The sequence below is a fragment of the Bradyrhizobium japonicum USDA 6 genome, assembly GCF_000284375.1.
In the GTDB taxonomy this organism is placed as follows: domain Bacteria; phylum Pseudomonadota; class Alphaproteobacteria; order Rhizobiales; family Xanthobacteraceae; genus Bradyrhizobium; species Bradyrhizobium japonicum.
Genome location: NC_017249.1, coordinates 4,643,069 through 4,662,798 on the forward strand (window position 1 = coordinate 4,643,069; position 19,730 = coordinate 4,662,798).

Here is a 19,730-nt window from a genome sequence, read left to right on the forward strand (position 1 = left end):
TGCAGGGTGGATCGCAACCCGGCAGGACCCGGACGGTTCCTGTGCCGGAAGCAGGCCTTCCGGCACAGGAAAACGAGAGTCGGGACCGCTTTCAAGAGGGCTCGGGGAGCCGAGCGGTTGGGCAGTTGGCCGTCTCTACACCGCCGGCGGATTGCGGTCGGAGAAAGTCCCCCGCTGGTGCCAGTAGGGATAGGGCAGTGTCACCTTGCTCGCGGCATCGAGCTTTGCGATCTGGTCCTTGGTCAATGTCCAGCCGACCGCGCCGAGATTTTCGCGCAGCTGCGTCTCGTTGCGCGCGCCGATGATCAGCGTCGAGACCGTCGGACGCTGGAGCAGCCAGTTCAGCGCGATCTGCGAGACGCTCTTGCCCGTCTCCTTGGCGACCTCGTCGATCGCCTCGACGACGCGATAGACGTGCTCATCGGGCACGGGCGGGCCGAAATCGGCGGTCTTGGGCAGGCGACTGACCTCGGGCTTCGGTTGACCCCGTCGGATTTTTCCGGTGAGGCGCCCCCATCCGAGCGGTGACCAGACCACAGCGCCGAGCCCCTGGTCCACGCCGAGCGGCATCAGCTCCCACTCGTAGTCGCGCCCGATCAGTGAGTAGTAGGTCTGGTTGGCGACGTAGCGCGGGAAGCCGTGCTTGTCGGCAACCGAGAGCGACTTCATCAGGTGCCAGCCCGAAAAGTTGGAGACGCCGACATAGCGGATCTTGCCGGCGCGCACGAGCACGTCGAGAGTCGCAAGCACCTCTTCAGGCGGGGTGAACGCGTCGAAGCCGTGAAGCTGGAACAGGTCGATGTAATCGGTGCCGAGCCGGCTCAGCGAACCGTCGATGGCCGCAAGCAGATGCTGCCGTGACGAGCCGATGTCGTTGGGCCCGTCGCCGAAGCGGAAGGTGGCCTTGGTCGAGATCAGAACCTTGTCGCGGCGACCCTTGATGGCCTCGCCGAGGACGCGCTCGGATTCGCCGAGCGAATAGACGTTGGCGGTGTCGAACATCGACACCCCCGCATCGAGGCAGATATCCAGAAGGCGCCGCGCCTCGGCCGCGTCCGTCGTGCCCCATGCAGCAAGGCGGCCGACGCCGCCGAAGGTGCCCGTTCCCAGGCTCAAAGCGGGCACCATGAGGCCGGATCGGCCCAAGCGTCGGTATTCCATCGATATGCTCCTCGGCTGGCCGCTGGTTGATCGGTGCGGCCTTGGGGGCGATGGTAATGCAAGCGCGGGCCGCGTCCTATCACGCGCTCACATACCGGCCTTGCTCGGGAATGGCCTAGTCGTGCAGGCGCATGTCATCGAATGCTGCATGGGCAACGCGTGAGCCGGGCGACTTCACCGATGCCTGAGCCTCGACCCTGGTTGCGGGCGAGGGGAAGCAGGCAGCTTCGCCGTCACGCGCCTGCCGCGGCAGCAGCGTCAGGCCCCAGCCCACCAGGACCAGCACCGCGAGCCGGATCGCGATCACACCCAGCAACAGCTCCGATCCGCATATGGTGGCGTGAGTCCTCATGCACGCCAGCCTGATGCGCGCAGCCGGACAAGGCAATCTGGAATTGACGAGCCGAGCCTTCGCCTGCAGCGAAGGCTCGAGGTGATAGCTGGCTGGATGTCAGTGCCGCAACTGGCTCTGCCTGAAGTCGCGCGGCGACATTCCGAAATGCTCGCGGAAAACGCGGCCGAAATGCGAGAGGTCGTTGAAGCCCCAGGCGAAGGCGATCTCGCTGACATGGCGATGGGCCAGCACGGGCGAGGCGAGGTCACGCCGGCATTGGGCGAGACGCTCGGCAAGCACATGGCGCTGGAACGAGGTATCCTCGTCGGCGAGGAGATCGTTCACATAGCGCGGCGAGATGCCGAGTGCAGCCGCGGCCTCCGACAGCGAGAGGTCGGGATCCGCCAGGTGAGCGCGGATGTGGGCCTTCAAACGATAGAGCAGGGCGGAGCGATGGGTGGAGGACGGCAGCGATGTCTTGCCGAGCCGTTCGCTCAGCGCCATCGCGAGCAGATCGACGGCCTGCTCCGACAACGCCGCAGCGTTGTCCGGCGCAAGTCGGTCCGCGCTCTGGCAAAGCCTGAAGATGAAATCATAGGCGAGCCGTTCGAGCGGCACATCGGCGCCGAACGACATCGCGGTGAGCGTCTCGGTGGCGCCGAGCCGGCGCTGCAACATCTCGCGCGGCACCTTGAAGATGGTCTGCGTGAAGGCGTGGTTGAACTTCAGCTCATAGGGACGCGTCGTGTCGTAGAGCGCGAACTCGCCGGGATGGATCACGGTCTCGCGGCCGTCCTGCACCACGCCACCGTCGCCGCGATTGCCGAGCGCGACCAGGACAAAATCCTGATCCGAACGCGCGATGCGGGACGGCGTCCGGAACACGTGCTGGCGGTCGGAGCAGACCTCGGAGCACACGGCCCTGCCGAGCGGGGCCTGCGTGACCGAGCCGCGAAAGGCGCTGCCGAGGTCGGACTTGCAGTCGAGCCCGACGAAGACGTCGCAGACGATGTCCTGCCACAGCGCCAGCCGCCGGTAGCCGGGGCTGCCGTCTGTCGTGAACTGGATGGGCATCTGGACAGCCTCCCTTTCACATCCTGCAAACCGTATGTTGGCGCAGATCAGCCTGACCGAAGGCAAGTCCCGTACCCGTCGGCGATCCCGGCCAGTCGAGTTTTTGTTCCACCGCGGTCGAGCGCCCGGCCGGGTGGCTTGGCCAAATAGACTGCATCGGACGTGGCTTCCGATCAACCGGCAATGGAGGCGGCAATGGGCATCGAACATCCGAAATACAAGGTCGCGGTGGTACAGGCGGCGCCCGCCTGGCTGGATCTCGACGCTTCGATCGACAAGTCGATCGCGCTGATCAGGGACGCGGCCGAGAAGGGCGCCAAGCTGATCGCCTTTCCGGAGGCCTTCATCCCCGGCTATCCCTGGCATATCTGGATGGACTCGCCGGCCTGGGCGATCGGCCGCGGCTTCGTGCAGCGCTACTTCGACAACTCGCTGTCCTACGACAGTCCGCAGGCCGAGCGGCTACGCGACGCCGTACGCAAGGCAAAGCTCACCGCCGTGCTCGGCCTGTCCGAGCGCGACGGCGGCAGTCTCTATCTCGCGCAATGGCTGATCGGGCCTGACGGCGAGACCATCGCAAAGCGCCGCAAGCTGCGGCCGACCCATGCCGAGCGCACGGTCTACGGCGAGGGTGATGGCAGCGATCTCGCCGTCCATGCAAGATCGGACATCGGCCGCATCGGCGCATTGTGCTGCTGGGAGCATCTCCAGCCACTGTCGAAATACGCGATGTACGCCCAGAACGAGCAGGTGCATGTCGCGGCCTGGCCGAGCTTCTCGCTCTACGATCCCTTTGCGCCGGCGCTCGGCGCCGAGGTCAACAATGCCGCTTCGCGCGTCTATGCGGTGGAGGGCTCCTGCTTCGTGCTCGCGCCTTGCGCGACGGTCTCGCAGGCCATGATCGACGAGCTCTGCGACCGGCCCGACAAGAACGCGCTACTGCATGTCGGCGGCGGATTCGCCGCGATCTACGGTCCCGACGGCAGCCAGATCGGCGACAAGCTGGCGCCGGACCAGGAAGGGCTGCTGATGGCCGAGATCGATCTCGGTGCCATCGGTGTTGCCAAGAACGCTGCCGATCCTGCCGGGCATTATTCGCGGCCCGACGTGACGCGGCTTCTGCTCAACAAGAAGCGATACCAGCGCGTCGAGCAGTTCGCGCTGCCGGTCGACACCGTTGAGCCCACGGACATCGCGGCGGCGGCGAGCTGATCGCCGGGATCAAGGGGAGGGAACGATCATGGAATCCGCAATTCCTCTGCATCTCGAGACCCAGCGCACGCGCCAAAAGCGCGTGCCGGACGATTACCAGCCGCCATATCCGTCGTTCGTGGCGCGCTACAAGCCCGCCGTAAGCCGCGTCGTGATGGCCTATTTCGGTGTGCAGTATCGCGGTGCGGCGCCGGCGGCTGCGACGGCGGCTCTCGCCGAGATCGCGGCGCGGTTTGCTGCCGAGGGCGGGCCTTCGCATTGGGACCGCGCCCGCTACGTCGACCGCGCCGGTTATGAGACCGTCGTGTCGGTTGCCTATTGGGACGACGTCGCGCGCTTCGACGCATGGTTCGAGCCGGCACGCCAGGCGTGGACTGTGAAGGCGCGCGAGGGCATTGGCACCTTCACCGAGGTATTGCGTCCCGCCGTGGCCCGGCACGAGACGCTGTTCTCCTCGCTGGACCGGCCCGAGGGCGTGGCCGCAATCGCCGACGGCATGAGCGGCGAGGTGCGGGAGCACGCCTATTGGGGCGGCATGCGCGATCGCATTCCGCTGTCGCAGACCGATCCGATGACGCCGGGCGGCGCGCCAGAATTGATCCGCGACGGCGCGCGGCTGCGGGTGAAGGCGCACGACAATCTCTGCCTGATCCGCTCCGGGCAGGATTGGAGCGATACGGAGGCATCGGAGCGAAAGCTCTATCTCGACGACGTCGAGCCGGTGCTGCGCGAGGGCATGGATTTCCTGCGCGACGACGGGCTAGCGATCGGATGCTACGCCAGCCGCTACATGCAGGTGCTCTCCACCGACGGCAAAGTGAGCGAAAAGTCCTACGGCCAGAGCTGGTGGAAGAGCCTCGCCGCACTTGAGCGCTGGGCGGAGTCGCATCCGACCCACGTCAAGATATTCGGCGCGGCGATGAAATACCTGTCGACGCTCGGGCCGTCGGCAAAGCTACGGCTCTATCACGAGGTCACGGTGGCCGCCGCGGACGAGCAGTTCTTCGAATATCTGAACTGCCATTCGAAGACCGGCATGCTGGCGGCGGTCGAGACCGTCAACGCCTAGGCTGCGCAATGGCCGAGCAGCTCGGGATGCGCGGCGCAGATGTGATGTGCGCCGGCATCCCGCAGCTCGGCCTCGCTGCCATAGCCATAGAGCACGCCGATCGCGGTCATGCCGTTGGTGCGGGCGCCTATGACGTCGTGGCTGCGGTCGCCGATCATGATCGCGCTGCCGGGATCGACCTTCGCTTCGTCGAGCGCGTAGCGCAGCAGGTCGCGCTTGTCGACACGCGTGCCGTCGAGCTCGGAGCCGAACACGCGCTCGAAATACGGCCGCAAGCCGAAATGATCGACGATGCGGGTGGCGTAGACCGCGGGCTTGCTGGTCGCCACGAACATGCGCTGGTTGGTTGCGGCGATCGTCGTCAGCGTGTCGATGATGCCGGCATAGGCCTCGTTCTCGAACAGGCCCACGTCACTGAAACGCTCACGATAGAGCAATAGCGCGCGGTCGGCGAGTTCCGAGCTGCCGGTGAGCTTTTCCAAGCTGGCATGTAGGGGCGGGCCGATGCACCAGACCAGCTCATCCTCGCTCGGCACCGCGACGTTCAGCCGCTCCAGCGCGTACTGGATCGAGCGCGTGATCCCGGGCTTTGGGTTGGTCAGCGTGCCGTCGAGATCAAAATAGATTGTAACCATCAGGGCGGGACCGGCGTTGATATCGTCGCCCGTTGCTAGTTGGCTGGGCCCCAAGTCAAGGTCCGATTTGTCCGGTATAGTGGAGGCCATGCGCTTAGCCCGGGTTCTCGCTGTCTTGTGCCAGGCCGTCGCGGCGTGGCCGGCGCTTGGCCAGGAGGCGCCGAGCCGGTTCGTGCATCCGAGCGTCGAGGAGCTCGCGATGCCGCCAAAGCCCGCGGATGCGCGCGAGAGCGATACGCGGGAATCGATCTGCCTGATCGTCGAGGCCGCCGCACGGGATGCCAATCTGCCGCTGGAATTCTTCGCCCGCGTGATCTGGCAGGAAAGCCGATTCCAGGCCGATGCCGTGGGGCCCATGACGCGCAGCGGCGAGCATGCGCAGGGGATCGCGCAGTTCATGCCGGGGACGGCCAGCGAGCGCGGGCTGCTCAATCCCTTCAATCCGGTGCAGGCGCTGCCGAAGTCGGCGGAGTTCTTGAACGAGCTGCGCAACCAGTTCGGCAATCTCGGTCTTGCGGCCGCCGCCTACAACGCCGGCCCGCGCCGGGTGCAGGAATGGCTCGCTGGTACCGGTCCGATGCCGGAGCAGACGCGCAACTACGTTTTCGCCATCACCGGCACGAGCGTCGATGCCTGGGCCAAGGCCGGCAGCACCGGCAAGGGGCCGCGGAGTTCGCCGCCGACGAGCTGCCGCGATCTCATGGCGCTTCTGAAGCGCGCGCCAAATGCCTTCGTCGCCGAGCTCGAACAGCACGTGGAGCTCGCTGCCGCAAAGGTCTGGGGCGTACAGCTCGCTGCCGGCTTTGACCGCAACCGGGCGCTGGCGATGTATTCCCGTGCCGTCACGCGGCTGACCGCGGTGATCGGCGAGCGCGATCCGAGCCTGCTGAGTTCGGTGATGCGCAGCCGCGGCACGCGTGCCTTCTACCAGGTGCGCATCGGCGCGGACACGAGGAGCGAGGCGGATGATCTGTGCAACCGTATCCGCAAGGCCGGCGGTGCCTGCTTCGTGCTGAAGAACCGCGGTGTGAGCGGGTAGGCGCGTCTGCCCGCGCGCGCATGCCAGCCCCGCCGCGCGCTTCCTTGACGCCGGTCACGGCATTGCCCGTTATGCGGGCACGATTCCGCAATTCGGCCAAAGACTCCCGTGGCGCTTCCTCCGCTCGATTCCCCTCAATGGCGAAGTTCCTGGCGCGCGTTTGGGTGGGGACTGCGTTCGATCACGCAGACGATCCTCACGCTCGTCCTGTTCGCGACCTATCTCGGCATCGGCGCGCTCGCCCATGACACCCATTTCAGCCTGCTCTGGGCGCTCTGCTCGACGCTGTTCGTCTGGGCGGGGCCGGCGCAGATCATCCTGATCACCACACTCGGCTCGGGCGCCACCATCATCCAGTCGGCGATCGCGGTCACCGTCAGCGCGATCCGGCTGTTTCCGATGGTGGTCTCGGTGCTGCCCCTGATGCGCACGCCGACCACCAAGCGGCGCGAGCTGTTCTTCGCCGCGCATCTTACGGCGGTGACACTGTGGGTCGAATGCCATCGCTTCCTGCCGCAGGTGCCGCGCGAGCGGCGCATCGCCTTCGTCAACGGACTTGGTTTTGGTCTGGTCTCCGTGTGTCTCACCGCCAACACGGTCGGCTATTTCCTTGCCGCCAACCTGACGCAGACGCTCGGCGCCGCGATCCTGATGCTGACGCCGCTGTCGTTCCTGTTCTCGACCGCGCGCAACAGCCGGGAGGCCGCCGACGTCGTCGCGCTGACGCTCGGGGTTCTGCTCTATCCGATTGCCGCAAAGATGAACTCCGGCCTCGACATCCTCGTCAGCGGCCTCGTGGCTGGCACGATTGCCTATGGCGTGCATTGGTGGCGGGAGGTGCGCGCATGAGCTTTGCGCAGCTCATCGGCGACTGGCACGCACTCGTCGTGCTGTTCGTCGCCGGCGTTGTTCCCAACCAGATATGGCGCATGCTGGGCCTGTGGTTCGGCGGTGGCATCGACGAGGGATCGGAGCTGCTGGTCTGGGTGAGGGCGGTTGCCACCGCCATCCTGGCCGGCGTCATCGCCCAGATTGTCGTGGAGCCGCCGGGGGCGCTCGCCAGCGTGCCGGACGTCTTGCGCTATGGTGCGGTCGGCGCAGGCCTAATCGTCTTCCTGCTGACCCGCCGCTCGATCTTCGCAGGCGTGGTGACAGGCGAAGTCTTCATGCTGGCCGGCAAGTGGTGGTTAGGCTAAAACCACCGGCGAACAGCAAGGGACTGGAAATATGGTTCGCGAAAACGAGCTCCGCGAGGGTGAGGTCGCCATCGAGCTGCCGTCGACGGAGGATGCCGGCCTCGTCTTCATCGGCCGCATCCGCACGCCCTGGACCTCGCGGATGGAGACGCCGCGACAGGGGCGTCAGGACGGCCCGGTGTGCCGGCTCGAGATCTTCGAGCCGTTCGTGCCGGCCATCAAGGGCGTCGATTTCTACAGCAATCTTGAAGTGCTCTACTGGCTCGACAAGTCGCGCCGCGACATCGTCCTGCAAAGCCCCAAGAACAACGAGAAGACCCGCGGCACGTTTTCGCTGCGCTCACCAGTCCGGCCCAACCCGATCGGCACCTCGATCGTCAAGCTCGTCGGCATTGAGGGCAACGCCATTCTGGTGCGCGGGCTCGACTGTATCGACAACACGCCGCTGATCGACATCAAGCCAGATCGTTGCGAATTCACGCCGCTGGCCGCGCCGCAAGCAGGGGATTTTCAGACGGAGTGAGGTCTCTCCACGCCGTCATTGCGAGGAGCGAAGCGACGAAGCAATCCAGACTGTCTCCGCGGAAGAGTCTGGATTGCTTCGCTCGCAATGACGATGTGGAGGCAGCTATCCCGCCCTCAGCGCCGCGATCAGCTTGGCCGCGTTCTCTTCCAGGACCTTGACGTCTTCCTTGCGGCTGGCCGGCGGCAGCATGGCCACGCCGTCGTGGCGCGGCATCACGTGCATGTGGAGATGAAACACCACCTGGCCGCCGGCGGGCTCGTTGAACTGCTGCACGGTGATGCCGTCGGCCTCGAACGCCTTCATCGCAGCGGCCGCGATCTTGTGCGCGCCCCGGGCGACGTGGGCGTAGTCGTCAGGCTTGATGTCGAGGATATTGCGGGCAGGGGCCTTCGGGATCACCAGCGTGTGGCCCGATACCCGCGGCATGATGTCGAGGAAGGCAAGCACATGCTCGTCCTCATAGACCTTGTGGCAGGAAAACTCGCCGCGCAGGATCTTCGCGAAGATGTTGTTGGGGTCGTAGGCGGTCATTGCGGCGGCTCCTCGAATTTTGCGCTTACTGTCACCAGCCACGGCAAACCGTCAAGGCGCCTCGTCGACGCCCTTGCGGAACGGGCCGAGCTCAGCCAGCTCGCGCCCGGCCTCGGCGACATAGGCGCGCTCGCGCTTGAGGTAATCGTCGATGGCGCGGCGCAGGCCGGGATCGGCGATGAAATGGGCGGAATGGGTCGTCCGCGGCAGGTAGCCGCGCGCGATCTTGTGCTCGCCCTGCGCGCCGGCCTCGACGCTGTCGAGGCCGTGTTTGATCGCGAAATCGATCGCCTGATAGTAGCAGACCTCGAAATGAAGGAACGGATGATGCTCGACAGCGCCCCAGTTGCGGCCGAACAGCGTATCCGAGCCGATGAAGTTGATCGCGCCCGCGATCCAGCGGCCGTTGCGGCGGGCCATCACCAGCAGCACGTCCTGGCTCATCGTCTCGCCGATCAGCGAGAAGAATTCGCGGGTGAGATAAGGCCGGCCCCATTTGCGCGAGCCGGTCTCCATGTAGAATTCGAAGAAGGCGTCCCAGGCATCCTCGGTGATGTCGCTGCCGGTGAGCCAGTGGATGGTGATGCCGGCCGCAAGCGCATCGCGCCGCTCGCGCTTGATCGACTTGCGGTGGCGCGAATTGAGCGTGGTGAGAAAATCGTCGAAGGTCGCAAATCCCTCGTTATGCCAGTGGAACTGCTGATCGGTACGCTGGAGGAAGCCGTGCCCGGCGAGCCGTTTCCACTCCGCCTCACGCGCGAAGGTCACGTGCACCGAGGAGGCCTTGCTGACGCCGCACAGCGCCACCAGCCCGCTCGCCAGCGCCTCCGCGATGCGCTCGCGATCGACGCCGTCGCGGACCAGCAGCCGGGGCCCCGTGGCCGGGGTGAAGGGAACCGAGACCTGGAGCTTCGGATAGTACCGTCCACCGGCGCGCTCATAGGCATCCGCCCAGCCGCGGTCGAAGACGTACTCGCCTTGGGAATGCGATTTCAGATAGCAGGGCACGACCCCGGCGACGCGGCCATCGACCTTGGCCACCAGATGCCGCGGCCCCCAGCCGGTGCGGATGGTTGCTGAACCCGATTTCTCAATTGCGGATAAAAACGCGTGCGAGACGAACGGGTTATAGGCGGGCTTTGAGAGGTCGAGGGAATCGCCTGGAAGCCCGGATGAAGTTGCCGCGCCATGCCCGTTGCAAGCCTTGCCGGGATTGGCACAGGCGTCCCAATCCTCAGCAGATACCTCGCCAATCGAGGGTACGGCCTCGAGTGTGATTTCAGATGATGCCATCGTGCCCAAGATCGTGCATTGCAGCAGCGACTTCAAGGGTGGGCAACATCATGCCTACGGCACGAACCCCTCAAAGATCATCTGATCCGCATATTGCCCGACCCGCGTCCGCTGTTCCGGGGTGCGCACGGTCCAGCCGAGCAGGGCGCAACCGATGACGTTGCGGGCGATCCAGGGGCGGGGGCCGGCAGGTGGTCGACCTTGAAGGCGACGAAATGCGGCTGGGTCTGAAAGCCGTGGCGCAGGTACAGCATGCTGTCGCGCTGCGCCTGCGTCAGCTTCGCCCAATACTCGTCCTCGTAGGTCCGCTGCGCAACGATGCCGCGCGGGCGGGAGGGGAGCAGCTCACGCAGCGCCAGTACCTGGTCGGGATCGAACGACATGCCGACGGCGGGGCCTTGGTAGGACGCCAGCACCTCGGCCATCCGCTTCACCAGCTTGCGGTCGCCGCCAAAATGGCTCTTCACCTCGATCACCAGCGGCACGCGGCCGGCGACCATGGCGCAGAGGTCGGACAGCGACATCATCCGCTCGTCCGTGTCCTTGAACTTGACCGCCTTCAGCTCGGCCGCGGTCTTCTCGACTACCTCGCCGGTGGCCTCGGTGAGGCGGCCGAGCGCGTGGTCATGGTGCACCATGGCCTCGCCGTCGGCGGAGAGCTGGATGTCGACTTCGATCGAGAACTTGCCCGCGATCGCAGCCTGCACCGCGCCCGGCATGTTCTCGACGACACCGCGGGAAATGTCATGCAGGCCGCGATGGGCGACCGGCCGGGCTGTCAGCCAATCAGGAGCGCGCAACGCCGTCAGCTCCGTGTCAGGCGACCTCGAACACGCCTTCGACCTCGACCGCCGCATCCGCGGGCAGCGAGGCGACGCCGACGGTGGTGCGGGCGTGGCGGCCCTTGTCACCGAAGGCGGCAACCATCAGGTCGGAGGCACCGTTGAGCACCTTCGGCCCGTCCAGGAAGTCGGGCGCCGAGTTGATGAAGCCGCCGAGGCGCACCACGCGCACGACCTTGTCGAGGTCGCCGAGCGCCGCCTTGACCTGGGCCAGCAGGTTGACGGCACAGCCGCGCGCCGCCGCGGCACCGTCCTCGATCGAAACGCCGGCACCGAGCTTGCCCTTGGCGATCAGCTTGCCGGCGGGGTCGAAACAGACCTGGCCGGAGACGAACAGCAGGTTACCGGTGCGCACGAACGGCACGTAATTGGCGACAGGGGTAGGGGCCTCGTGCAGCTTGATGCCCTGTTCCGCCAGCTTCTGCTCGACCGTGCCCGCCATGTTTGACCTCGTTGTCCAATTTTCATCCGCCGGGCTACGTCCATTTGGAGGCCGGGCGCGCCCTGTTTCGCCCATCGTGCCGCCACATGCAAGCAACCGGCGCGACTGCATTTTGTTGTGGCCAGGCAGCAGGTTCAAGGCGGGGCCGCAACTTTACGTGAAACGGCCTCAGTTGCGACGCAATGGAACGGTCATTAAAATGTCGAATCTGCGCTTTCCCCAGGGATGACACATGGTGCACCTTTTCCGGACTTCGCTCGGTGTGATGGCGCTCGCGGCGGCTGCTTTCGGCGCAGGCGGTGGAGCGCAGGCTGCCAGCGGTCCGTTCCTTGCGCACCAGGCGCTCTATGACCTCAGCCTCGTCAAATCGCGCTCCAATTCGGTCAACAGCGCGCGCGGCCGCATCCTCTACAATTTCACGGGAAGTTCGTGCGAGGGCTACACCTCCGAATTCCGCCAGGTCTCCGAGCTCGACAGCGGCGAGGGCAAGATCACGCTGAGCGACCTCCGCTCCAACTCCTGGGAAGACGCCGCGGGAAAAAGCTACCGCTTCAAGATCGAGACGCGGATGAACGAGACCGATGCCGGCCGGGTCGACGGTTCGGCCGAGCGCGACGGTGACCACATCAACGTCAAGCTGAAGCTGCCGGCGCCGAAGAGCTTCACCCTCGACGGCAAGATCGTGTTCCCGACCGAGCAGATCCAGCACATCATTGCCGCCGCCAAGGACGGCAAGTCGCTGCTCGAGCTGTCGGTCTATGACGGCTCCGACGACGGCCAGAAGGTCTACAATACGCTGACCGTGATTGGTCAGCCGATTCCTGCCGACCGCACCGCGTCGCCGGATGCATCGACGTCGGACGAGCACATGAAGTCGCTCAAGCGCTGGCCGGTCACCGTGAGCTATTTCGACCGCGACGCCCAGCAGAAGGAAGGCGAGCAGACGCCGGTCTACGCGATGGCGTTCGAGCTCTACGAAAACGGCGTTTCGCGCCAGCTCGTGCTCGATTACAACGATTTCGTGATTTCCGGCGCGATGGGCAAGTTTGACGCGAAGGACAGCAAGCCCTGCAATTGAGGGCCGAGGCTAGCCCTCCGCTCGCTCTCCAGCTACGCTCCCTCCCAACCACAAACCCGGGAGGCAAGCACAATGCCCAAGCTCGACCATCTCCGCCCCAGCGGCCTGCATCACAATCCGGCCTATTCCCACGTCGTGACCGCTTCCGGTGCGCGCACGATCTACATCTCCGGCCAGGTGTCGGTGGACGAGGAGGGGCGGATCGTCGGCGAGGGCGATATTGCCGCGCAGACGACGCAGGTGATGCAGAATCTCGGCCATGCGCTGAAGGCGGCCGGCGCGACCTACGCCAATATCGTCAAGATCACGACCTTCGTCGTGAACTACAAGCCGGAGCTGCGCCCGATCATCGGCAAGGCCCGCTCTGCCTTCTTCGAGGGCATGGAGCCGCCGGCCAGCACCCTCGTCGGCGTCTCCGCGCTCGCCGCGCCGGAATGGCTGATCGAGATCGAGGCGGTGGCGGTCGCGGATTGAAACGGCCGTAGGATGGGTTTCGCTTCGCTCTACCCATCCTACTTTGCTGCGGGCATAGCTCGCAAAACAGCCATCGCTTTATCGGCCCTGTCGGCAGGTACGAAAAGATGATCGTGGTGGAAGGCCGACACCGCATTCACGCTGATGCCGGCTTCGGCCAGCCGCGCCGTGACTGCAGCCAGGAAGCCCACCGCATCGAGTGCGGAGTGAACCGTCAGGGTGATCAGGCGCGAGGCGAACGCGTAGCGTAAGCCTGACGCCTCGGCTTCTTCGCGCAGGATCACCAGCGTGGTTCCTTCCTGCTCGCGGAACGTGAGCAGCGGGTTGACCCCTGCGGGAATGGGCTCGCTGGGTGGGATCATGCAAAACACGAAGGTGCCGTCCAGCAGCTCCGGCTTCATGTTCCTCAACAGCGCGTCGAGGTCGCGTTCGCCTGTCACGATGGCCAGCCTCTCAGCGCGTTCGGATGCGTACAGCCCTTGCGAAACCCATCAGCGCTGGAACCTGACAGGGGCTTCGCCAACATACCTTTGTATATCTGCTCTAATCCTTCTCATACGCTGACCTTACGCTGGTACAATTGAGCGACGGCGGGAGATTCTTACAATTTGAGTCTACTCGGGTCACCGCGAGGAAGCTCAAATGAACGTCATGATTGGAAGGCTCAACGGCCTGTGGCACCTCATCGTCGGGTCTTGTCAGATCCGAACTCCGTTCCTGGCGAGTCAGGATCGGCAGTTGGTCATTCAGTATGCCCGGCGTGTCTATCCGGGTGCACGGATCTTCGAACGCGACTGAATTGAGCAGGACTCGATCACTCCTGCTGTCCTGTTTCAGGGCCATCATACGCGATACCGCGAATGACGGCGGAGTTGCCGAACTTCTTGCGCAGACTGTCCACCGCGCGCTCGGCATGCGCGGCACGGCGGTCGAGCATATCGGTGTCGTCGGCGGGCGAACCCTCGCGCAGCGCGCTGACGCCGGCGCCCATCAGGCGGAAGGCGGTGCCGTCGATCTCCTTCGCCAGCATCTCGCGGCAGATCGAGAAGATCTTGGCGGCAAGCTGCGTCGGACCTGCGATCGACTGCGAGCGGGTGCGCTGGCGGAAATCGGCGGTCTTCAGTTTCAGCGTCACGGTCGAGCCGGCAAGCTCGCTGCCCTTCAGCCGCGACGACGTCTTCTCGCAGAGCCGCCACAGGATTTTCTCCAGCGTCGCGAAATCGCGGATGTCGGTCTCGAACGTGGTTTCGCTCGAAATCGTCTTGGCGCCCCGATCGGGCTCGACGCGGCGGTCGTCGATACCGCGGGCGAGCCGCCACAGCCTGCGGCCCTCGCTCGGAAACTGTCGCATCATCTCGATCTCGTCGGCCTTTTGCAGGTCGGCGATGATGCGAAAGCCGCGCTGCACCAGGCGCTCCTGCGTGGCCGGGCCGACGCCGAAGATGAAGCCGACCGGCTTCTCCGCCAGCATCGAACGGGCTTCCTCCTGATCGAGCGCGGCAAAGCCGCGCGGCTTGTCGAGGTCGGAGGCGATCTTGGCCAGGAACTTGTTGCAGGACAGGCCGACCGAGACGGAGATGCCGATGTCGCGCTCGATGTTGCGCGCGAACCGCGCCAGCACCTTGGCCGGAACCATGCCGTGCACCCGCTCGGTGCCCGAGAGATCGAGAAAGGCCTCGTCGATCGAGAGGGGTTCGACCAGCGGCGTCAGCGCCTGCATGGCCTGGCGCACCTCGCGGCCGACGCGGACGTATTTCGCCATGTCGGGCGGGATCACGGTCGCGTGCGGGCAGGCCTCGAGCGCCCTGTACATCGGCATGGCCGAGCGCACGCCATAGGTCCGCGCGATGTAGCAGGCGGCCGACACCACGCCGCGCTTGCCCCCGCCGATGATGACGGGCTTGTCGGCGATGTCAGGATTGTCGCGCTTCTCGACCGTCGCATAGAAGGCGTCGCAGTCGATATGGGCGATGGTCAGGCCTGCGAGCGCGCGGTGGCGGACGAGGCGAGGGGAACCGCAGGCGGAGCAGCGCCGCACGCCCATATCCAGATCGGCCAGACAATCCCGGCAGAAGCAGCGGGGGCCGGCCGTATCGGGGATGGTCACGGCACGTCGCGCTCCCAGGAGGGGTCGCCGAGCGCGTCGCCCAGCACCTGCCGCGCCGCAGCAACGTTGGTCGGATGCAGCTCCACGGCCTTGGCGAAGGCCGTCACGGTGGCATCGTCCCGCATCACGAAATCGAGCACGCTGAGGAGGAAATTGGGGTTCGAGGCGGCGTTCCGCAGGGTCTCCGGACCGACCCCTGTCTCAGCCAGGAACAGGCCAAGCCTCTCGGGCTCGCTCGCAACGAAAGAGAGCGCCTGAATTGCAACGATTTCAGCGACTTCGCGAGGGTTGTGAACAGGCTTTTTCAATGGCGCAGTTTGCCTTTCCATTAACTTTCGGTGTCTACTTTGCAGCCATCATGCCCGAGTCTCAAGACCGCCGACAAGCAACTGGAAACCACATCGCAGAAAGTCGGCCCTCGGGTTTAACGAAACTCAAGCGAATCTGAGGCTAGTTTGAATCCAGTTTTCGAAGCGCCGGCGAGCGGCGCCTGAGGCGTCACATGTATACGGCTTCGTGCCAATCAGGAGGGCGGGATGGCTAAGACCGTCCTGATCGTGGAAGACAACGAGCTCAACATGAAGCTCTTCCGCGACCTGTTGGAGGCACACGGTTACCAGACCTCCGGCACCAGCAACGGCTACGAGGCGCTCGATCTCGTGCGCAAGATGCGCCCCGACCTCGTGCTGATGGATATCCAATTGCCGCAGGTGTCGGGCCTCGAGGTCACGCGCTGGATCAAGGACGATCCGGAGCTGCGCGCCATTCCCGTCGTCGCGGTCACGGCGTTCGCGATGAAGGGCGACGAAGAGCGCATCCGCGAGGGCGGCTGCGAGGCCTATTTGTCCAAGCCGATCTCGGTCGGCAAATTCATTGAGACGGTCCGGCGTTTTATCGGATAGGAAGTGAGTTCAAAGTGTCCGCGCGTATCCTGGTTGTCGATGACGTTCCCGCCAACGTCAAACTCCTCGAAGCTCGCCTGTCCGCCGAATATTTCGACGTGATGACCGCCTCGAACGGCACCGAGGCGCTGGCATTGGCCAGCCGCGCCGAATGCGACATCATCCTGCTCGACGTGATGATGCCCGACATGGACGGCTTTGAAGTCTGCCGCCGTCTCAAGACTGATCCGGCGACGCACCACATTCCCGTCGTGATGGTCACCGCGCTCGACAGCCCCGCCGACCGTAATCGCGGGCTGGAAGCCGGCGCCGACGATTTCCTCACCAAGCCTGTCTCCGACGTCGTGCTGATCGCACGCGTGCGCTCGCTGACGCGGCTGAAGATGATGACCGATGAGCTGCGCATGCGCGCCATCACCTCGCTCGAGATTGGCATGCAGGCGCCCGAGCGCAGCGCCGTGGCCGACACCGGCCGGGGCGGCCGCATTCTGCTGGTCGACGACCGTCAGTCCTCCTATGAGCGGCTGGCGACGATCCTCGCCGCGGAGCACACCATCGACGTCGAGCCGAACCCGACCGAAGCGCTGTTCCACGCCGCCGAGGGCAATTACGACCTGCTGATCGTCTCGCTCGACCTCAACAATTTCGACGGCCTGCGGCTGTGCAGCCAGGCGCGCTCGCTGGAGCGCACGCGCCACGTGCCGATCCTGGCGATCGCGGACCCCGAGAACTCGACGCGGCTGCTCCGCGGCCTCGAGATCGGCGTCAACGACTACCTGCTGCGCCCGATCGACAAGACCGAGCTGCTGGCGCGCGCCCGCACCCAGATCCGCCGCCGCCGCTACACCGACCACCTGCGCGACAACGTGCAGAACTCGATCGAGATGGCGATCACGGATGCGCTCACCGGCCTGCACAATCGCCGCTACATGGAGAGCCATCTGGCGACGCTCGCCGAGCAGGCCTCGACCCGCGGCAAGCCCCTGGCGCTGATGATTCTGGACATCGACTATTTCAAGTCCATCAACGACAATTACGGCCACGACGCCGGCGACGACGTGCTGCGCGAGTTCGCGGTGCGCGTGCGCAAGTCGATCCGCGGCATCGACCTGGCCTGCCGCTATGGCGGCGAGGAGTTCGTCATCGTGATGCCGGAGACCGATCTGCACGTCGCCGGCATGGTCGCCGAGCGCCTGCGCCGTTCGATCGCGGGCGAGCCGTTCGCCGTCCACAAGGGCACCAAGCGCATCGAGGTCACGATCTCGATCGGCCTCACCACGTTGGAGCAGAAGGGCGAGGCGGTCGCCGACGTCCTCAAGCGCGCCGACACCGCGCTCTACCGCGCCAAGCACGACGGCCGCAATCGCGTGGTGTCGCAGGCGGCGTGAGGCTGCCAGCAACTAAAAGTGCGAAAACAACCCCATGCACAGTAGCCGACCTTAGTCGGATCAATGGCTTATGCGTGCGGCATGACGGTCGATGCCGGCTGCACTGGCATTTGACACGTCGGGCAAAACAGGAGCATTTTGGCAGGATCGGGCAGGGCGCGGTTGTTGCGCGAAGTCCTCTCCCCAAACTCCGCTGTCATTCCCCGCGAAAGCGGGGAATCCAGTACGCCGCAGCGTCTCGGTTCAATCACAATCGTCTCTGGAATACTGGATCACCCGCTTTCGCGGGTGATGACACCGTGAGTCGTTATTGTGGCGCGCGCTTGTGCCCCTTCACAGGCTTTTCCGCATCACCTACATCCACCCCGCATTCCGCAGCAGCACCTTCGCCGCTTCCTTCGCGGCGCGCGCCATCGCGGGGTCGTCGCGCACGAGATCCTGGGCGATCGAGCCGTCGACCAGGAGCACGAGCTGCGTCGCCAGCGCCTCGGCATCGGCGACGCCGAGCTCGTTCAACCGCTCGCGAAACCAGACGCGGCGGCTTTCCTTGAAGGCGATTGCGATCTTCTTCACGGCGCGGTCCTTTGGCCCGAGCTCGGCGACCGCATTGACGAACGGGCAGCCGCGAAAATCCTTGGCCGCAAAGCGCCGCTCCAGCGAATCGAAGGTGCCAAGAATCTGCTCGGCCGGTGGCTTGTCGGAGGGGCGCGGCTTGACGAAGCGGCGCTCCAGATAGGCCGCGATCAGCGCGTCCTTGGAGGGGAAGTGGTTGTAGAGCGTGCGCTTGGAGATGCCGATCTCGGCCGCGATGGTATCGACGCCGATGGCGCGAATGCCTTGCAGATAGAACAGCTTGTCGGCGGTCTCGAGGATCCGCTCCTTCATCGTCTGTGGCGTGGGCGGGGAGCCATGCGGCAGCGTGCGTCCTGTTCGCTTGACAGCGTGCACCATTCATAGCCTAACTACACAGGTCTGTGTAACCAAAACATCGTGAATTGCAGACGCCGGCGCGCGCGTCGCGCCGACGAGGGAGAAAAATATGCCCCTTTTGCAGGTCCTGCGTCCGACATTGCCCATCCTGATCGGCGCCTCGATCATGCTGACACTGAGCATGGGGCTGCGGCAGAGCCTCGGCATCTTCATGCAGCCGCTGACGCACGACATCCACATCTCGATCTCGGATTTCACGCTGGCGCTCGCGGTGCAGAACCTCGCCTGGGGCTTTCTGCAGCCACTCGCCGGCGCGATGACGGTGCGCTACGGCTTCCGCCCGATCATGATCGTGGGCGCGCTGATGTACATCGTGGGCCTCATCCTGATGGCGACCGCGAACGGCCTCGTCAGCATCATGATCGGCGCCGGCGTGCTGATCGGCACCTCGCTCGCCTGCACCGCGGCGGCGATCGCGATGTCGGTGGCCGCGCGCGCCGTGCCCGAGACCGTCCGCTCCACCGTGCTCGGCATCGTCTCCGGCGCGGGCTCGCTCGGCGCGCTGCTGTCGGCGCCGATCGGGCAGTTGCTCAACGAAGGATTTGGCTGGCGCGTCGGGCTCGCCGGTTTCGTGATCATGTCGGTGCTGATGATCCCTGCGGCCTGGTATGCCGGCCGTGTCGACCAGGTCCCGCTGCCGAAGCCGGCCGCCGACGATATCGGCGATGCCACGGCCGCGTCCGTCGCGAAGGCGGCGTTCGGCAACGCGTCCTTCGCCGTGATGACCTGCGCCTATCTCGTCTGCGGCATGCAGCTGGTGTTTCTCACCACGCATCTGCCGTCCTATCTGGCCATCTGCGGCCTCGATCCGATGCTGAGCGCGCAGACGCTTGGCATGATCGGCGGATTCAACGTGCTGGGCTCGCTGTTTTTCGGCTGGGCCGGCCAGCGCTGGAACAAACTCGCGCTGCTGGGCGGCATCTACATCCTGCGCTCGCTCGCGCTCGCCTGGTACTTCATGCTGCCGGCGACGTCGTTCTCGACCCTGCTGTTCGGCGCCATCATGGGCTTCCTCTGGATGGGCGTCGGACCGCTGGTCGCCGGCGCCGTCGCGGAGATGTTCGGCCTGCGCTGGCAGGCGATGATCCAGGGCCTCGCCTTCATGAGCCACCAGATCGGCAGCTTCCTCGGCGCGTACGGAGGAGGGGTGCTCTACGATTCGCTCGGCTCCTACACCATGGCCTGGCGCATCGGCGTGGCGTTGGGCCTGGCCGGCGGCATCATCCAGGTCGCGTTCGCGCTGATCCGGCCGTCGCAGCCGCCGGCGCCGGTGCTGCGGACGGCGTAGCCAGGGCTGTGCTCGCTTTCGTCAGCGGGCTGCAGTTTCGTGAAATGGGTTCCCGCTCACGGGTGGGGCTGCTTGGCGCGCGGGCGAACTTTTCTCCGGCTGTGACATTGCAACAATCCATGATCCGGCAGGCGGATGGCGCGTCGTCG

23 protein-coding genes and 1 pseudogene are annotated in these 19,730 nt (G+C 65.3%); 12 read left to right on the top strand and 12 right to left on the bottom strand.

Annotated features, from left to right (window positions below):
- Window positions 1–135: 135 nt before the first annotated feature.
- The 3 genes from BJ6T_RS21930 to BJ6T_RS21940 all read right to left on the bottom strand — a co-directional run bounded on the left by BJ6T_RS21930 (window position 136) and on the right by BJ6T_RS21940 (window position 2,569).
- The gene (locus BJ6T_RS21930; protein ID WP_014494659.1) at window positions 136–1,161 is read right to left on the bottom strand and encodes an aldo/keto reductase; all 1,026 of its coding nucleotides are present in this window, start codon (window positions 1,159–1,161) and stop codon (window positions 136–138) included.
- A 115-nt stretch (window positions 1,162–1,276) separates the two neighbouring features.
- Window positions 1,277–1,468, bottom strand: a complete 192-nt coding sequence (locus BJ6T_RS21935; protein ID WP_014494660.1) for a hypothetical protein — start codon at window positions 1,466–1,468, stop codon at window positions 1,277–1,279.
- Between the two features lie 144 nt (window positions 1,469–1,612).
- Window positions 1,613–2,569, bottom strand: a complete 957-nt coding sequence (locus BJ6T_RS21940) for an AraC-like ligand-binding domain-containing protein (protein WP_014494661.1) — start codon at window positions 2,567–2,569, stop codon at window positions 1,613–1,615.
- Between the two features lie 195 nt (window positions 2,570–2,764).
- Between BJ6T_RS21940 and BJ6T_RS21945 the strand changes: the two genes are divergently transcribed.
- On the top strand, window positions 2,765–3,781 hold the full coding sequence (locus BJ6T_RS21945; RefSeq protein ID WP_014494662.1) for a carbon-nitrogen hydrolase family protein: 1,017 nt from the start codon (window positions 2,765–2,767) through the stop codon (window positions 3,779–3,781).
- A gap of 28 nt (window positions 3,782–3,809) precedes the next feature.
- On the top strand, window positions 3,810–4,850 hold the full coding sequence (locus BJ6T_RS21950; protein WP_014494663.1) for a phenylacetaldoxime dehydratase family protein: 1,041 nt from the start codon (window positions 3,810–3,812) through the stop codon (window positions 4,848–4,850).
- On the opposite strand, the gene BJ6T_RS21955 is transcribed toward BJ6T_RS21950, so the two are convergent.
- On the bottom strand, window positions 4,847–5,485 hold the full coding sequence (locus BJ6T_RS21955; protein WP_028169894.1) for an HAD family hydrolase: 639 nt from the start codon (window positions 5,483–5,485) through the stop codon (window positions 4,847–4,849). The two genes, BJ6T_RS21950 and BJ6T_RS21955, sit on opposite strands and share 4 nt — an antisense overlap.
- Before the next feature lie 88 nt (window positions 5,486–5,573).
- Here BJ6T_RS21955 and BJ6T_RS21960 point away from each other — a divergent pair, with 88 nt between their 5' ends.
- The 4 genes from BJ6T_RS21960 (at window position 5,574) to tsaA (ending at window position 8,243) form a co-directional block, all read left to right on the top strand.
- On the top strand, window positions 5,574–6,524 hold the full coding sequence (locus BJ6T_RS21960; protein ID WP_014494665.1) for a lytic transglycosylase domain-containing protein: 951 nt from the start codon (window positions 5,574–5,576) through the stop codon (window positions 6,522–6,524).
- A gap of 108 nt (window positions 6,525–6,632) precedes the next feature.
- A complete protein-coding gene (locus BJ6T_RS21965) occupies window positions 6,633–7,373 on the top strand; it encodes an AzlC family ABC transporter permease (RefSeq protein ID WP_014494666.1) in 741 nt (246 codons plus the stop codon).
- Window positions 7,370–7,720, top strand: a complete 351-nt coding sequence (locus BJ6T_RS21970) for an AzlD domain-containing protein (protein WP_028169893.1) — start codon at window positions 7,370–7,372, stop codon at window positions 7,718–7,720. Before BJ6T_RS21965 ends, BJ6T_RS21970 begins: the two co-directional genes overlap by 4 nt.
- A gap of 31 nt (window positions 7,721–7,751) precedes the next feature.
- Window positions 7,752–8,243: a tRNA (N6-threonylcarbamoyladenosine(37)-N6)-methyltransferase TrmO gene (gene tsaA, locus BJ6T_RS21975; protein ID WP_014494668.1), complete on the top strand. Its 492-nt coding sequence runs from the start codon at window positions 7,752–7,754 to the stop codon at window positions 8,241–8,243.
- Between the two features lie 105 nt (window positions 8,244–8,348).
- Here tsaA and BJ6T_RS21980 read toward each other — a convergent pair whose 3' ends face one another.
- The 4 genes and pseudogenes from BJ6T_RS21980 to BJ6T_RS21995 all read right to left on the bottom strand — a co-directional run bounded on the left by BJ6T_RS21980 (window position 8,349) and on the right by BJ6T_RS21995 (window position 11,354).
- The gene (locus BJ6T_RS21980; RefSeq protein WP_014494669.1) at window positions 8,349–8,777 is read right to left on the bottom strand and encodes an HIT domain-containing protein; all 429 of its coding nucleotides are present in this window, start codon (window positions 8,775–8,777) and stop codon (window positions 8,349–8,351) included.
- A 51-nt stretch (window positions 8,778–8,828) separates the two neighbouring features.
- On the bottom strand, window positions 8,829–10,070 hold the full coding sequence (locus BJ6T_RS21985) for a GNAT family N-acetyltransferase (RefSeq protein ID WP_028169892.1): 1,242 nt from the start codon (window positions 10,068–10,070) through the stop codon (window positions 8,829–8,831).
- Between the two features lie 54 nt (window positions 10,071–10,124).
- Window positions 10,125–10,870, bottom strand: a pseudogene (locus BJ6T_RS21990) (glycerophosphodiester phosphodiesterase).
- A 16-nt stretch (window positions 10,871–10,886) separates the two neighbouring features.
- Window positions 10,887–11,354 carry a RidA family protein gene (locus BJ6T_RS21995; RefSeq protein WP_014494672.1) on the bottom strand — a complete coding sequence of 156 codons (468 nt, stop codon included), beginning with the start codon at window positions 11,352–11,354 and terminating at the stop codon, window positions 10,887–10,889.
- Window positions 11,355–11,586: 232 nt separating this feature from the next.
- On the opposite strand from BJ6T_RS21995, the gene BJ6T_RS22000 reads away from it, so the two are divergent.
- Entirely contained in the window at window positions 11,587–12,432 is an 846-nt protein-coding gene (locus BJ6T_RS22000; RefSeq protein ID WP_014494673.1) for a cell envelope integrity EipB family protein, read from the top strand.
- 72 nt (window positions 12,433–12,504) lie between these two features.
- Window positions 12,505–12,906, top strand: coding sequence for a RidA family protein (locus BJ6T_RS22005; RefSeq protein WP_014494674.1), 402 nt, complete (start codon window positions 12,505–12,507; stop codon window positions 12,904–12,906).
- Between the two features lie 38 nt (window positions 12,907–12,944).
- On the opposite strand, the gene BJ6T_RS22010 is transcribed toward BJ6T_RS22005, so the two are convergent.
- Window positions 12,945–13,346 carry an ACT domain-containing protein gene (locus BJ6T_RS22010; RefSeq protein ID WP_014494675.1) on the bottom strand — a complete coding sequence of 134 codons (402 nt, stop codon included), beginning with the start codon at window positions 13,344–13,346 and terminating at the stop codon, window positions 12,945–12,947.
- A gap of 202 nt (window positions 13,347–13,548) precedes the next feature.
- On the opposite strand from BJ6T_RS22010, the gene BJ6T_RS47355 reads away from it, so the two are divergent.
- Window positions 13,549–13,704, top strand: coding sequence for a hypothetical protein (locus tag BJ6T_RS47355; protein WP_014494676.1), 156 nt, complete (start codon window positions 13,549–13,551; stop codon window positions 13,702–13,704).
- A 16-nt stretch (window positions 13,705–13,720) separates the two neighbouring features.
- Here BJ6T_RS47355 and BJ6T_RS22015 read toward each other — a convergent pair whose 3' ends face one another.
- Both BJ6T_RS22015 and BJ6T_RS22020 read right to left on the bottom strand, forming a co-directional pair.
- The gene (locus tag BJ6T_RS22015; protein ID WP_014494677.1) at window positions 13,721–15,013 is read right to left on the bottom strand and encodes a DNA polymerase IV; all 1,293 of its coding nucleotides are present in this window, start codon (window positions 15,011–15,013) and stop codon (window positions 13,721–13,723) included.
- Window positions 15,010–15,321, bottom strand: a complete 312-nt coding sequence (locus BJ6T_RS22020) for a DUF3572 domain-containing protein (protein WP_028169890.1) — start codon at window positions 15,319–15,321, stop codon at window positions 15,010–15,012. The genes BJ6T_RS22015 and BJ6T_RS22020 overlap by 4 nt, the downstream gene beginning before the upstream one ends.
- 228 nt (window positions 15,322–15,549) lie before the next feature.
- On the opposite strand from BJ6T_RS22020, the gene BJ6T_RS22025 reads away from it, so the two are divergent.
- Entirely contained in the window at window positions 15,550–15,915 is a 366-nt protein-coding gene (locus BJ6T_RS22025; RefSeq protein WP_008566616.1) for a response regulator, read from the top strand.
- A 14-nt stretch (window positions 15,916–15,929) separates the two neighbouring features.
- On the top strand, window positions 15,930–17,303 hold the full coding sequence (locus BJ6T_RS22030; RefSeq protein WP_014494679.1) for a PleD family two-component system response regulator: 1,374 nt from the start codon (window positions 15,930–15,932) through the stop codon (window positions 17,301–17,303).
- A 354-nt stretch (window positions 17,304–17,657) separates the two neighbouring features.
- Here BJ6T_RS22030 and BJ6T_RS22035 read toward each other — a convergent pair whose 3' ends face one another.
- Entirely contained in the window at window positions 17,658–18,188 is a 531-nt protein-coding gene (locus BJ6T_RS22035) for a TetR/AcrR family transcriptional regulator (RefSeq protein WP_043900235.1), read from the bottom strand.
- A 154-nt stretch (window positions 18,189–18,342) separates the two neighbouring features.
- Here BJ6T_RS22035 and BJ6T_RS22040 point away from each other — a divergent pair, with 154 nt between their 5' ends.
- Window positions 18,343–19,581 carry an MFS transporter gene (locus BJ6T_RS22040; RefSeq protein WP_014494681.1) on the top strand — a complete coding sequence of 413 codons (1,239 nt, stop codon included), beginning with the start codon at window positions 18,343–18,345 and terminating at the stop codon, window positions 19,579–19,581.
- Window positions 19,582–19,730: the final 149 nt, after the last annotated feature.